Here is a 13,100-nt window from a genome sequence, read left to right as displayed (position 1 = left end):
GATCAAGTTTTAAGCGACTGGAGAAGGGGAAATCTGTTCCAGGGCACGGTCCACTAATAGCTGCCCCAACGCGGCCATTTGCTGGATGCCGAGCATGATTGCGCGCTGGGAGGTGTCCAAGTCGAAGGCCAGATTGCAGGTGAGTGCGTTGAGGGAAGACAGGGTTTCGCTGGCGTTGACCAGCAGGGTTTCGGTGTTTTCGTGCGGGTTTACGGTGAAGGGCGGCGGATTGGGGGTAGGTTTGACCATGATGAAGCTCCTAAACAGTGACTAAGGAGCGCCACCGTTCGCTTGCACGCGAATGAGGGTGGCGACCGTGCGCAGGTGTGCAAGACCGGGCCTGTTTAGGACACCCAGCAGGTCCGAAGACCTCCTGCGCGCAGCCGCCATAAAGCAGCGAGCACAAAAAACGCCCGTTGGATGGCTGGGCGTTTGTACGCCTAAACAGTTTCGTCGGACTTGCACGTCCGTGTCACCGTTTTTTGCGATGACAGAACGAAGACTAGGCGCGCTGACGGCACGCGACAAGTTCATGCACAGCCCAAAATCTTGCAGGAAAAATCCGAGAGCCCATTCGGCCTACAACTTCATATCTATGGTCACAGCGCCCAACCCTTCCAGCGGGTAGCTGCGGTATTCATAAACCTCCCCACGAACAAGCCACCCGGCTCACCCAGGTGAAATCCTGCTTGAAGATGTAATCCCTACCCTGGACATCACCATCACCGAAATGGCCCGGCGCCTGGGATTCGCCCGTGAGACGTTTTCGAGAATTTTGCATGGGCGTGCGCCTGTCAGTCCTGACTTGGCGGTGCGGCTTGAGCGGGCAGGTGTGAGCACTGGGCAGTTATGGCTGTCGATGCAAAGCGCCTATGACTTGTGGCAGGCCGAGCATCGGGAGCAGCCAGTGATTGAGCGGTTTGCGCGGATTGATTGAGGCCTAAAGGCACCCACAATCCCCTTTAGGAGCTGGCTTGCCAGCGATAGCGGTGGGTCAGTTGTTAATGAGTGGGCTGGCAGACCGTCATCGCCGGCAAGCCGGCTCCTACAGGGATCTATGCCAAACCGGATTCGACCAGCAGGGCCTCAAGCCCCATGAGATCCGGCACCTTCGCCACATGCTCGCCCACCTGCACCGCCGCCAGTTCCAGCGGGCACAGCGGCACGTCCACGTAGCTCAATTCACTATCAAGCTTGTACGACCGGGGAATGCCCTGGATCACCAGCGCAATAAACTTCAGCGTCGGCCGCCCCCCCAAGGCATTCAACACCACAATGCGCGAGCGCTCGCCGGTCACACTCGCCTCGCCGCACACCGCTTCGAAGCTGATCAACGGGATTTGCCGATCGCGCCAGGTCACTTGCCGCAAATACCACGGCGGTGCATCGCTGGCCGGTTCGCCGCGCTGAAAGTCGATCAGTTCGGCGATGGCGACGTTGGGTAGCACCAGATGGCGGTCGGCCAGGGGCAGCAGCAGGCCGGTGAGTTGGCTGGTGCGGTGGTCAAGCATGGGACTTGCTCCAGTAGGCAATGCTTTCGAGCAGCACCGACTCTTGGTACGGCTTGCCGAGGTAGTCGTTGACGCCGATGGCCATGGCGCGGTCGCGGTGTTTCTGGCCGGTGCGCGAGGTGATCATGATGATCGGCAGGCGCATCAACCGGGGGTCGTTGCGCACTTGGGTGGCGACTTCAAAACCGTCCATGCGCGGCATTTCGATGTCGAGCAGCATCAGGTCCGGGGTGTGTTCTTCGAGCACAGCGAGCGCGTCGATGCCGTCTTTGGCGGTGAGGACGTTCATGCCGTTGCGCTCCAGCAGACGGCTGGTGACTTTGCGCACGGTGACGGAATCATCCACTACCAGCACCAGCAACGGGCGCTTTTTCAGCGGGTCGTTGAGGATCAATGGCAGGTCAGCCGTTTGCGCCGGCAACGCGGGTTGCCGCGCACGGATATGCGCCAGCAAGTCGATAATCAGCACCACGCGGCCATCACCCAGGATCGTCGCACCCGACAAACCCTGCACACCAGCAAACTGCGGGCCCAGGCCTTTGACCACAATCTCCCGCGTACCGGCCATGGCGTCCACATGGATGGCCACGCGCCGCTCGTTGCACTGCACCAATAGCACCGGGACCGGTTGATAGTGGCCCAGCAGTTTCGGGCGGCTGACGGTGTGCAGCAGGTCGCCCAAGTAAAACAGCTCGTAGCGCTGCCCGGCGTATTCATATCGCGGCGGGTCTTGCTGATAGTGCCCGGCCAGCTCATGGGGCAGCACGCGCACCAGGCCTTCGATGGTGTTGAGCGGAATCGCGTATTGGTCGTCTGCACACTGCACCATCAATGCGCGGTTGACCGACACGGTGAACGGCAAGCGAATGCGAAAGTGCACGCCTTCGCCCGGCGTCGAATCGATGACCATCGAGCCGCCCAACTGACGCACTTCCTCATGCACCACGTCCATGCCCACGCCGCGACCGGAAATCTGCGTGATCTTTTCCGCCGTGGAAAACCCCGGTTGCAGGATGAACTGCAACACGTCGCGGTCGCTGATGTCTTGATTCGGGTCGAGCAACCCACGCTTGATCGCCTTGCGCCGTACGGCCTCCAGCGGAACACCGGCGCCGTCGTCACGCATGTCGAAGACGATGTCGCCGCCTTCGTGGGTCAGGTCCAGGGTGATGCGACCTTTTTCCGGTTTACCAGCCAACAGCCTTGCGTCGCGGGATTCCAAGCCATGGTCCACGGCGTTGCGCAGCATGTGTTCCAGCGGCGCGGCCATGCGCTCCAGCACGTTGCGGTCCATCTCGCCCTCGGCGTTGCCGACGATAAACTCCACGTCTTTGCCCAACTCCTCCGCCACCTGACGCACGATGCGCTTGAGGCGCGGCAACATGCGTTCGAACGGCACCATGCGCGTGCGCATCAGGCCTTCCTGCAACTCGGTGTTGATGCGCGCCTGTTGCTGCAACAGGTCGTGGGCGTCCTCGTTGCGGCGCTCAAGGGTGTCCTTGAGGTCGAGCAGGTCGGAGGCGGACTCGGACAGCGCGCGAGACAGTTGCTGCAACTGCGAATGACGGTCCATTTCCAGCGGATCAAAGTCTTCATAGCCCAGGCGCTCGGCTTCGGCTTGCTGGCGGCTGAGGATGCGGCCCTGGGTTTCAGTGTCGAGACGTCGCAGTTGGTCGCGCATGCGCTCGATGGTGGTTTCCACTTCGGTGAGGGCGATGCGTGCGTCGTTGACTTGTTGTTCGATGCGGCCACGGAAGATCGAGGTTTCACCGGCCAGGTTGACCAGGTCGTCGAGCAGCTCGGCAGAGATCTTCACCATATCGGCCATCGGGTCGACGACGGCCTCCGCCTTGCCTGCAGGCAGCGCCACCGGCGTCACCGGTTCGTCGCTCGGATGTACCAGGGTTTTGATGCGCTCGATGAGCTTGTCCACCGAACCGACCGGCAAACCATCCGCCACCGCGTCGATCATCTGCGCCAAACGGTCGTGGCAGCCTTGCAGCAACGCGAACAGCTCCGGGGACGGCGCGAGCAAACCAGCGGACAGGCCTTCGTAGAGAAACTCCAGCTCATGGGCCAGGTCGCCGATGGGCGCGATCTCGACCATACGTGCGCCGCCCTTGAGGGTATGCAGGTCGCGCAGCAGGGTTTCCACTTCTTGGCGATTGCCCGGCTCTGCCTGCCAGCGCGACAGCGCAGCACTGGAACTGTCGAGGATGTCGGCGGCTTCTTCGAGGAAGATATCCAGCAGCTCAGGGTCGGCGCCGGACGCTGGCGGTGCGGCGGCCGGTGCCGCTGGCGCGCTGCCCTGGCGCAACGCCCGCACCCTGGCGATCAGCTCGACACTGTCGCTCAGCGGCTGGTGATGGTGCAGTTCTTCAAGCTGCAAGGCGAGGCGTTCATGGCTCGCCATCAGCACGTGGGACAGTTCGGCAGTGTAGCTGTAGCGGCGGTCCACCAGCCCTTCGTACAGGCATTCCAACTCATGGGCCAGATCGCCAATGGCCTCGATTTCAGCCATGCGCGCACCGCCCTTGAGGGTGTGCAGGTCGCGTTGCAGCGACGACAGCGGTGCGGCGTTGTCGGGCTCCAGCAACCAGCGCTTGAGCGACTGCCCGGCGCTGTCGAGGATGTCCACGGCTTCTTCGAGGAAGATCTCGACGATCTCGTCGTCCCTCTCCGTTTCGTGATCCAACTGCTGTGTGGCGGCGCCCAGTTCGGAAACACTCAACACCCGGCTGCCGTCGCTTTTGATCAGGCCGGTGGCGGACGGGTCGAGGGCTTCATCCAGCAGCTCGCGCAGGGCTTCGACGCGGGCTGGCGCCGGGCTGATTTCCTGGCCGGCGGCCAGTTGGTCGAGCATGCTGATCAGCGCTTCATGGGCCTGTTCGGCCTCATGGAAAAACCGCTCACTGACGGCCAGGCTGCTTTCCTCAACAGCGCCATACAGGTCGAGCAAGGCTTCACACAGTGCATCGATGGCGTGCAGGTCAGCGACGTGTGCGCCCTCCCCCAAGGTGGTCAGTTCGTCCAGCAGCGCGGTGAGTTCCTGGCGCTCGCCGGGGTGTTGCTGCCAGCGACGCAGCAGGTTTTCGGCATCGAGCAGGATGTCCATGCCCTGCGCGAGGAAGTTGGCGATCAGCTGAGGGTCGCGCTTGATGCGCACGTCGAGCAGCGCTTCAAGCTGATGATCCAGTAGGCTTTGGGTACGGTTGATCAAGTCCTCTGCACCTTTGATCGGCGCCAGGGGATCGCTGTCCAGATCGCGTAAACCCCGTTGAAACAGACCTTCGGCTTCCAACAGCAACTCCACCTCGTCCAGGTCCAGCGGCAGGCGGTGGGCCTTGTATTCGCGGGTCAGGTGGTCGAGCGGGCGGGCCAGCTCGGCGATCGGCAACACGCCCGCCATGTAGGCGCTGCCCTTGAGGGTATGCAGGGCGCGTTGCAGTTCATCGCTGACTTGCAATGGCACGTGCTCGGCGGCCTGGTGCAGGAAGTGATTGAGGCTGTCCAGATGGCTCTGGGCTTCGTTGCGGAAGATCTCCAGCAGCATCGGGTCATGAGGCTCGGCGGCCGGCACCGGCATGCCGCTGGCCAAGGCGTGGGCGCGGGCGGCCAGGGCGTCGACCTCATCCCTTTGGCGCTGGTCGTCGATGGCAAAGTCAGCGATCAACTCCGGCAGCAAGGCCACCGCTTCATCCAGTACCTGCTGCACGTCGGGGCCAAGGGTCACGCTACGCTCGAGCACACGGTTCAGCAGGTTCTCCACCGCCCAGGCCAGCTCGGCCAAGACCAGGGCGCGGACCATGCGGCCGCTGCCCTTGAGCGTGTGGAAGGCACGGCGCATTTCGCCCTGGGCGATTTTGTCCGCGCTGTTGGGTAGATTGCGGTGCAGCACCTCAAGCACTTCGTCGGTCTCTTCAAGGAAGACCTCGCGCAGTTCATCGTCGATGGGTTCTTCATCGGCCGGCGGCGGCAGCAGGCTGCCGGGGCGCTGGAGGGCGGGCGGGTTAAGGCGCGACGTGGGACTGGCCAGCGCGTCGAACTGCGACTGGCTCGGCGTAACCTCCACCGCACGTGCTCCGTCCGGTGCAACCAGGGCTTGGCGCCAGGGTTTCTCGGCAGGCAGGTAACCCAGCGCCGCCAGGCCGTGCGTGGCCAGCTCCAGCACCCGTTCCCCTGCGGCATCGGGGTCTTGGAGCATCCGTTCGAGGTAGTATTCCAGGCTGCTGATCACATCGGCGAAATGCGCCAGTTGCCCCTCGGAGGGTGGTGCGTCGTTACCCATCAACTGTTCATCAACATAATCCGTGCAGCCGCGCATCAGGCTTGCCGCGCGGGGCAGCGGAATCATCGCCAAAGCGCCGCGCACCTGGCTCAGCAGCTCCGGCAGGGACTCAAGGCGTTGGCGGTCCCAGTCGGCTTCAATGCAGTCGATCACCAGCTCCTTGGCTTGCTTGAGGCACTGGCAGGATTCACGGATCACCAGCTGATGGATCTGGGTCAGGTCGGTGGTGGGCAGGCGGTTTTCTTCGCGGCTTTCTGGCTCGACGGTACCGACCATGCCCGCCAGTGTGGCTTCGACGTAGAGCAACGCGCCGGCGACGTCCACCAGCACTGCGTCGTTGGGTTCGCGTTGGCCTTGAACCAGGCTCAACACCACGGCGAGTTGGTCGATGATGACTTTACGCGGCTGGCCGAAGCCCAGCACCGCCAGGGTATCGGCGATCTGCCGCAGCGGCGCGAGCAACGCATCGAGGTCGCTGGTGTGCTGGCGGTCACTGCGTACGAACAAATCGAGGCGTTCCTTGACCCGCACCAGCTCTTCACACAAGGCCCCCAGCACCGAGCCCATGGCGTTGCGGTCCGGCCCGGCCAGGCGGGCGCGTTCGGCGTCGACTAACGCACTGTCGGGCAAGGCTTCATCCAGGCCGTAGCGCTCTTTCAGGCTTTGCATGCGCGGCGTCGGCCGGGTGACCTTGGCGACATAGAACAGCAGGCTCTTGAGCAGCTCATCCGGTGCCGGCTGGTTGATCCCGCCGATGCCCTGGGCCAGCAGACGCTTGAGTTGTTTGTCGCTGGCCTTGAGCAGGCTGCGCAGCGCCGGGCTGTTGGCGATCACGCCAGTGAGCATGCCTTCGACCAGTGCCGAGGTGACTTGCCACAGCGGCAACAGCGGCGCGCCTTGGCACAGCGTTTCAAGGCGCGCGAACACCCGCGCCATGTCTTCCAGGTTGCTGGGCCCATGATCTTCGCGCAGCAGCCCGGCAAGGGCCTGTTGCAGCAGTTGATGCCACTGGCGCAGTTGCTCTTTCAGGTCGGGCACCGCGCGTTGGGCCAGGGCCTCGTCGGGCAGCGGCGCTATCGTCAGCAGTTGCGGGCTGAACAGGCTGGTCTCCGACAGCAGGCTTTCGCCGCGCGCGCTGCGCAGGTCATTGAGCAGCGGCAACACCACCAGCGGCAGGTCGCGGCGGGCGCTGTGCACGCGGTCCAGGTACAGCGGCAACTGGTTGAGGGCCTGTTGCAGCAGGCGGATGCTTTCATCGCGCTGGCTCACGCCTGCGGCTTGCAGGGCCAGGGCCAGTGCTTCGATTTCCTCGGCGAGCAAGGCTGCGCCGTAGAACTCGACCATTTGCAACGCGCCATGCACTTGGTGGACAGCGGCCAGGCACTCGCTGATGGCGTCTCCGTCGCTGGTTTCGACATACGCGTCCAGCGCCGAACGGGCCTGTTTCAGGGTTTCGGCAATGTCGCCCTTGACCCATTCGAGGGCCACGTAGTCGTGCCGATCAACCATAACTGCTCCGCTTAGAATTCGTGGGTTGCTGATGTTGCCAAGATCTCCCGACTGGTGGAGATCAAATGTGGGAGCTGGCTTGCCTGCGATAGCGGTGGGTCAGCAACACATCTGTATCTGACAGACCGCTATCGCAGGCAAGCCAGCTCCCACAGTTGGACTGTGGTGTTCTTCAGATAGCATTTCAATCATTGACCTGCTTGGGCGGTGGCAAGGTGAAGCCCGACACCGAGCGCCGCAACTGGCTGGCCATTTTCGCCAGGTTGCCAATGCTTTCAGCCGTCGCCGTGGAGCCCGACGAGGTCTGGGTGGTGATCTGCTGGATCACATTCATCGTCAGGGAAATCTGCCCCGCCGACGAGGTCTGTTGCTGCGCCGCGTTGGAGATGCTCTGGATCAGCGCCGCCAGGGTTTTCGACACGCCTTCGATCTCTTCCAGCGCCACCCCGGCGTCCTGGGCCAGTCGCGCACCGCGCACCACCTCGGTAGTGGTCTGCTCCATGGAAATAACCGCTTCGTTGGTGTCGGCCTGGATCGCCCGCACCAACGTTTCAATCTGCCGGGTCGCCGCCGATGAACGCTCGGCCAGGCGCTGCACTTCATCGGCGACCACCGCAAAACCGCGCCCGGCATCCCCCGCCATGCTCGCCTGGATCGCGGCGTTGAGGGCGAGGATGTTGGTCTGGTCGGCAATGTCGTCGATCAGGCTGACGATGTCGCCAATCTCCTGGGACGACTCGCCCAAGCGTTTGATGCGCTTGGCGGTGTCCTGGATCTGCTCGCGAATGTTGTCCATGCCGTGGATGGTGTTGTGCACCACCTCGTTGCCCTTGTTGGCGATTTCCACCGAGCGCTCCGCTACCGCCGAGGACTCGGCGGCGTTGGCCGAAACCTGATCGATGGACTGGGCCATCTGGTTGATTGCGGTGGAAGCTTCAGCGATCTGCTGGGCCTGATGCTCCGACGCCTGGGCCAGGTGCATGGCGGTGGCCTGGGTGTCCTGCACCGCACCAGCGACTTGCCCGGCGGTCAGGTTGATGGTGGCGACCAGGTCGCGCAGTTGGTCGACGGAATAGTTGATGGAGTCGGCGATGGTGCCGGTGAAGTCTTCGGTCACCGAGGCGGTCACCGTGAGGTCGCCGTCGGCCAGGTCTTCGATTTCATCCAACAGACGCATGATCGCGTTCTGGTTGCGTTCGTTCTTCTCGGCAGTTTCGTGCAATTGGCGGTTGGTCTCGCGCACCATCACCAGGCCGATCAGGATGATCGAGGTCAGCGCCAGAAGGCCCAGCACATAGCCGCCGATGGTGTCGAAGCTGCGCCCGCTGGCGAGGTTTTCAAACCCGGTGGCCAGGTGCGAGGCTTCCTCAAGCAGCGTTTGCGACAGGTTGAAGATATTGCTCGCCGAGGCTCGCACCTGGAACAACTGCGGCGAGGTTTCGAGGATTTCATCCACGGAGCCGGAGACAAACTCGAACAGCTCGGCGATTTCCGTCAGGCGTGCGCGGGCGTCGCGGTCTTCGACCTGGGTGATGCGCAGGCCGGGGTTGCCCTGGAGCATGCCGCTGAGCACCTGGCCAAAGCGGTTGGCATCACGGCCAAAGGCGTCGGCGGCCTGCACGGCGGTTTCGTCGCCGGCCAGCACGGTGTTCACCGCGCCAAGGATGCGTTCGGCCAGCAGTGATTGGCGCTGGGCCAACGCTACTTGGCTGGCCGGCGCGCCACGCTGCAGGAGGATGTCAACGACCTTTTCCGACTCCATCTGCAGTTGCGGCACGGTTTCGGCAAGGGTCGCCGCCACCTGATGCAACGACAGCACGGTCTGCTCACTGGCGAGGATCGCATCGGTGTTCTTCAGCAGCGCTTCCCAGTCGGTCTGTACCGCGCGCATCTCGGCGCGTACGGCGCTGGGTGCGGCAGGCAGGCCGGTTTGCGGATCACCTTTTTTCAGGTAACCCCAGCGCTGGGCGAAGTCGTTGCGCGCCTCCCCCAGCAACTTGAACGCAGCCGCCTTGCCGGCGGCGGCTTCGGTGGCGTTCTTGGCAATGCGCTGGGACAGCACGCGCAACTCACCGGCGTGGCCAATGTACTGCTTGTCATAGGTGGACTGGGTGTTGAGGTAGGCGAAATTGGCGAACAGCAACATGATGAACACGATCAGTGCAATAAATAGCACGACGATCTGCGAGCGACTGCGCGAGCCGGCCTGGGGTTTTGGCGTGGTAGCGGTGGTCATGCGGCAACATCCATGAAGCCAGGGGCCTGGGCCAGAGCGAAGGGGCTGAAGACCTGCCACAGCGGGTCGCCATCGAACCGGCCCTGGATAAACGGAGCGGCGGGGGCGTCGTTGGCCAGCCATGCGTCTTGTGCGAAATGCTGCATCCCCATCACCTCGTCCACCAGCAGCCCCACAAACAGGTCGTTATATTCCACCACCAACACCCGCCGCTGTTTGCCCGCCTTGGACAGCTCAAGGCCGAGAAAGCCGCCCAGGTCCATTACCGGCAGCAAGCGCCCACGCAGGTTGGCCACGCCCTTGACCCAGGCCTTGACCCCGGGCATCAGCGTGCAACGCGGTTCATGCAGGACTTCGGCGACTTCGCCCATGGGCGCAACATACCAATGCTGGCCCAGGCGAAAGCCGATCCCGCTCCAGCGTTGCAGGCGGGTTTCCTGGGACGGCAGGTCAGCCGCCAGCAGACGGCAACGTTGGTCGATGCCCAACAGCAGCTCGAAGGCGGTTTGCGACTCGGTCATGATGGCGGACCGTCAGCCGGCCAATACCTTGTTCAGGGTGGCAATCAGGGTTTCTTCGTCCACCGGCTTGGTCAGGTAATCCTTGGCGCCCTGGCGCGCGCCCCAGATCTTGTCGGTTTCCTGGTCCTTGGTGGTGATGATGATGATCGGGATGCCGTTGGTTTCCGGCTCCTTGGACAGCTGGCGGGTGGCCTGGAAGCCATTCAGGCCAGGCATCACGATGTCCATCAATACGGCGTCGGGCAGTTCCAGGCGGGCCAGGGCCACGCCATCCGCGCCGTTTTCGGCCTTGAGGACTTGATGGCCATGCTTTTCCAGCATGCCCGTCAGTTTGTACATTTCGGTCGGCGAGTCGTCGACGATCAGAACACGTGCCATGGTTTTCCCCACTACATAGGTGGACGCCGGCCCTTGTGAGGCGGCGTCAGTGTGCTTGTTCTACTGCGGCGAACCCCGGCACGTAGGCCTTGATCGCACCCAGCAGTTCGTCCTTGCTGAAAGGCTTGGTCAAAAACTGATCGACACCGACAATGCGCCCCTTGGCCTTGTCGAACAGGCCGTCCTTGGAGGACAACATGATCACCGGGATCGACTTGAACGCCGGGTTGTTCTTCACCAGTGCGCAGGTCTGATAGCCATCCAGGCGCGGCATCATGATGTCGACAAAAATAATGTGCGGGTGATGATCGACAATCCGGGCCAGGGCATCGAAACCGTCGATGGCCGTGATGACATCGCATCCCACATTCTTCAACAAAGTTTCAGCGGTGCGGCGGATCGTCTTCGAATCGTCGATCACCATCACTCTCAAGGCGTTGGAATGCTGTTCCATATCTGCTCTGCCATCGCCACAGCGAATCGGTTTTCGGTGTGTACTGCCTGATGTTGCACAGGATGAGCGCCACAAGCCTTGGAATTCAAGGGCTGCTGCGCCGTGGCAGTCTTTTTAGCACAGTCTCCGGACGCAATCTATCGAGCAACCGGCCAGGTGGTTTTTCCTTGACCCACAACAGCCACAGCGCCACTCTGACGCCACTTTTATGCGCCCTAATTTGCTAGAGGAAATCCCCCATGAGCGTTCGCGTCGGCATTGTCATGGACCCTATCGCCAGCATTTCCTATAAAAAGGACAGCTCGCTGGCCATGCTCCTGGCCGCCCAGGCCCGCGGCTGGACCCTGTTCTATATGGAACAGCGCGATCTTTACCAGGGCGACGGCGAGGCCCGTGCACGCATGCGCCCGCTGCAGGTGTTTGCCAACCCGCAGAAGTGGTTCGAGCTTGCGGATGAAATCGACAGCCCGCTGAGCGATCTGGACGTGATCCTGATGCGCAAGGACCCGCCGTTCGACATGGAATTCGTCTACTCCACCTACTTGCTGGAGCAGGCGGAGCGCGCCGGGGTGCTGATCGTCAACAAGTCGCAGAGCCTGCGCGACTGCAATGAAAAGCTGTTCGCCACCCTGTTCCCACAATGCACGCCGCCGACCGTGGTCAGCCGCCGCGCCGACGTGCTGCGTGAGTTCGCCGCCAAACATGGCGATGTGATCCTCAAGCCGCTGGACGGCATGGGTGGCACCTCGATCTTCCGTCACCGCGCGGGCGACCCGAACCTGTCAGTGATCCTGGAAACCCTGACCGCCCTGGGCACCCAGCAGATCATGGGGCAGGCCTACCTGCCGGCGATCAAGGACGGCGACAAGCGCATCCTGATGATCGACGGCGAGCCGGTGGATTACTGCCTGGCGCGCATCCCGGCGGCCGGCGAGACCCGCGGCAACCTGGCGGCCGGTGGTCGTGGTGAAGCACGCCCTCTGTCGGACAAGGACCGTTGGATTGCAGCCCAGGTCGGCCCGACCTTGCGTGAAAAGGGCTTGCTGTTTGTCGGCCTGGACGTGATCGGTGAGCACCTGACTGAAATCAACGTCACCAGCCCGACCTGCATCCGCGAGATCGACAATGCGTTTGGCACCAACATCGGCGAAATGCTGATGGCCGCCATTGAGCGCAAGCTGCAAGCCAAGTGATATAGAACAGCCGGACACGCACCAACATTGCGCTATCATGCCCCACCTGTGAAACGCGCGATGTTGGTTTTTTTGTCATGACACTCCCGTCCGAGCTGCCCCCCGAACTCTCCCACAGCGGCGTGCGCCCGGCTGATCGGCTCGGTTTTACCCTGTTTCTGGCAGCGTTGATTCATCTGGCCCTGATCCTCGGCGTGGGTTTCACCATGGTCGAGCCCAAACAGATCAGCAAAACCCTGGAAATCACCCTCGCCACGTTCAAGAGCGAAAAAAAGCCCGAGAAGGCTGACTTCCTCGCCCAAGACAACCAGCAGGGCAGCGGCACCCTCGATAAAAAGGCGGTACCCAAGACCACCGAGGTCGCACCGTTCCAGGACAACAAGGTGAATAAAGTCACCCCGCCGCCGGTGCCCAAGCCGGAGGTCAAGCAGGCCGCGCCCAAGGCTGCGGTGACCACCGTCGCGCCCAAGCCGCAGAAAGCCCCGACCCAGCGCGAAAAGACCAAGACCGAACCCACGCCCGAGCCCGTAAAGCCGGCACCGACATTCGACAGCTCGACGTTGTCCGACGAGATCTCCAGCCTCGAAGCCGAACTGGCCAATGAACAACAGCTGTACGCCAAGCGCCCGCGCATCTACCGGTTGAACGCGGCCTCGACCATGCGCGACAAAGGCGCCTGGTATAAGGACGAATGGCGCAAGAAGGTCGAGCGCATCGGCAACCTCAACTACCCGGAAGAAGCCCGGCGTCAGCAGATTTACGGCAATTTGCGTCTATTGGTTTCAATCAACCGCGACGGCACGTTATATGAAGTGCAGGTGCTGGAATCGTCCGGCCAACCGCTGCTGGACCAGGCCGCCCAGCGCATCGTGCGCCTGGCCGCGCCCTTCGCGCCGTTCAGCGGCGATTTGAACGACGTCGACCGCCTGGAAATTATCCGCACGTGGAAGTTCGCCAAGGGCGATCGGTTGTCGAGCAATTGATGACAATTGCCACCTGCGGCCCATCAC

9 protein-coding genes and 1 pseudogene are annotated in these 13,100 nt (G+C 62.5%); 3 read left to right on the top strand and 7 right to left on the bottom strand.

Features of this window, described 5'->3' with window-relative positions; translation table 11 throughout:
* Window positions 1-9: 9 nt before the first annotated feature.
* Window positions 10-249, bottom strand: a complete 240-nt coding sequence (locus AC4PS7_RS21500) for a DUF6124 family protein (protein ID WP_042571422.1) — start codon at window positions 247-249, stop codon at window positions 10-12.
* A gap of 412 nt (window positions 250-661) precedes the next feature.
* Between AC4PS7_RS21500 and AC4PS7_RS21495 the strand changes: the two are divergent.
* A pseudogene (locus AC4PS7_RS21495) lies at window positions 662-937 on the top strand (HigA family addiction module antitoxin); the annotation flags it as partial.
* Window positions 938-1,055: 118 nt separating this feature from the next.
* Here the strand turns inward: AC4PS7_RS21495 and AC4PS7_RS21490 are convergent.
* From AC4PS7_RS21490 to pilG, 6 genes are all read right to left on the bottom strand, one after another.
* Window positions 1,056-1,511, bottom strand: coding sequence for a chemotaxis protein CheW (locus tag AC4PS7_RS21490; protein WP_010207210.1), 456 nt, complete (start codon window positions 1,509-1,511; stop codon window positions 1,056-1,058).
* Window positions 1,504-7,308, bottom strand: a complete 5,805-nt coding sequence (locus tag AC4PS7_RS21485) for an Hpt domain-containing protein (RefSeq protein ID WP_431480329.1) — start codon at window positions 7,306-7,308, stop codon at window positions 1,504-1,506. Before AC4PS7_RS21485 ends, AC4PS7_RS21490 begins: the two co-directional genes overlap by 8 nt.
* A 184-nt stretch (window positions 7,309-7,492) precedes the next feature.
* The gene (locus AC4PS7_RS21480; protein WP_010207214.1) at window positions 7,493-9,544 is read right to left on the bottom strand and encodes a methyl-accepting chemotaxis protein; all 2,052 of its coding nucleotides are present in this window, start codon (window positions 9,542-9,544) and stop codon (window positions 7,493-7,495) included.
* Window positions 9,541-10,065, bottom strand: coding sequence for a chemotaxis protein CheW (locus AC4PS7_RS21475; RefSeq protein ID WP_010207215.1), 525 nt, complete (start codon window positions 10,063-10,065; stop codon window positions 9,541-9,543). Before AC4PS7_RS21475 ends, AC4PS7_RS21480 begins: the two co-directional genes overlap by 4 nt.
* A gap of 12 nt (window positions 10,066-10,077) precedes the next feature.
* Window positions 10,078-10,443 (bottom strand): twitching motility response regulator PilH, encoded by a 366-nt coding sequence (pilH, locus tag AC4PS7_RS21470; RefSeq protein WP_010207216.1) that lies wholly within the window; start codon window positions 10,441-10,443, stop codon window positions 10,078-10,080.
* A gap of 46 nt (window positions 10,444-10,489) precedes the next feature.
* The gene (gene pilG / locus AC4PS7_RS21465) at window positions 10,490-10,897 is read right to left on the bottom strand and encodes a twitching motility response regulator PilG (RefSeq protein ID WP_010207217.1); all 408 of its coding nucleotides are present in this window, start codon (window positions 10,895-10,897) and stop codon (window positions 10,490-10,492) included.
* 239 nt (window positions 10,898-11,136) lie between these two features.
* Here pilG and gshB point away from each other — a divergent pair, with 239 nt between their 5' ends.
* Both gshB and AC4PS7_RS21455 read left to right on the top strand, forming a co-directional pair.
* Window positions 11,137-12,090 carry a glutathione synthase gene (gene gshB / locus AC4PS7_RS21460; protein WP_492179737.1) on the top strand — a complete coding sequence of 318 codons (954 nt, stop codon included), beginning with the start codon at window positions 11,137-11,139 and terminating at the stop codon, window positions 12,088-12,090.
* A 77-nt stretch (window positions 12,091-12,167) separates the two neighbouring features.
* Complete coding sequence (locus AC4PS7_RS21455) at window positions 12,168-13,073, top strand: energy transducer TonB (protein WP_010207219.1); 906 nt, start codon at window positions 12,168-12,170, stop codon at window positions 13,071-13,073.
* Window positions 13,074-13,100: the final 27 nt, after the last annotated feature.

The sequence above is a fragment of the Pseudomonas sp. DW-iso3 genome (assembly GCF_058725305.1).
The sequence above is the reverse complement of the archived record's forward strand: the minus strand, read 5'-3'. Positions and strand labels throughout refer to the sequence as shown.

Coding starts and splice junctions, on each gene's coding strand:
- AC4PS7_RS21500 (WP_042571422.1), bottom strand. CDS start 249: ATGGTCAAACCTACCCCCAATCCGCCGCCCTTCACCGTAAACCCGCAC.
- AC4PS7_RS21490 (WP_010207210.1), bottom strand. CDS start 1,511: ATGCTTGACCACCGCACCAGCCAACTCACCGGCCTGCTGCTGCCCCTG.
- AC4PS7_RS21485 (WP_431480329.1), bottom strand. CDS start 7,308: ATGGTTGATCGGCACGACTACGTGGCCCTCGAATGGGTCAAGGGCGAC.
- AC4PS7_RS21480 (WP_010207214.1), bottom strand. CDS start 9,544: ATGACCACCGCTACCACGCCAAAACCCCAGGCCGGCTCGCGCAGTCGC.
- AC4PS7_RS21475 (WP_010207215.1), bottom strand. CDS start 10,065: ATGACCGAGTCGCAAACCGCCTTCGAGCTGCTGTTGGGCATCGACCAA.
- pilH (WP_010207216.1), bottom strand. CDS start 10,443: ATGGCACGTGTTCTGATCGTCGACGACTCGCCGACCGAAATGTACAAA.
- pilG (WP_010207217.1), bottom strand. CDS start 10,897: ATGGAACAGCATTCCAACGCCTTGAGAGTGATGGTGATCGACGATTCG.
- gshB (WP_492179737.1), top strand. CDS start 11,137: ATGAGCGTTCGCGTCGGCATTGTCATGGACCCTATCGCCAGCATTTCC.
- AC4PS7_RS21455 (WP_010207219.1), top strand. CDS start 12,168: ATGACACTCCCGTCCGAGCTGCCCCCCGAACTCTCCCACAGCGGCGTG.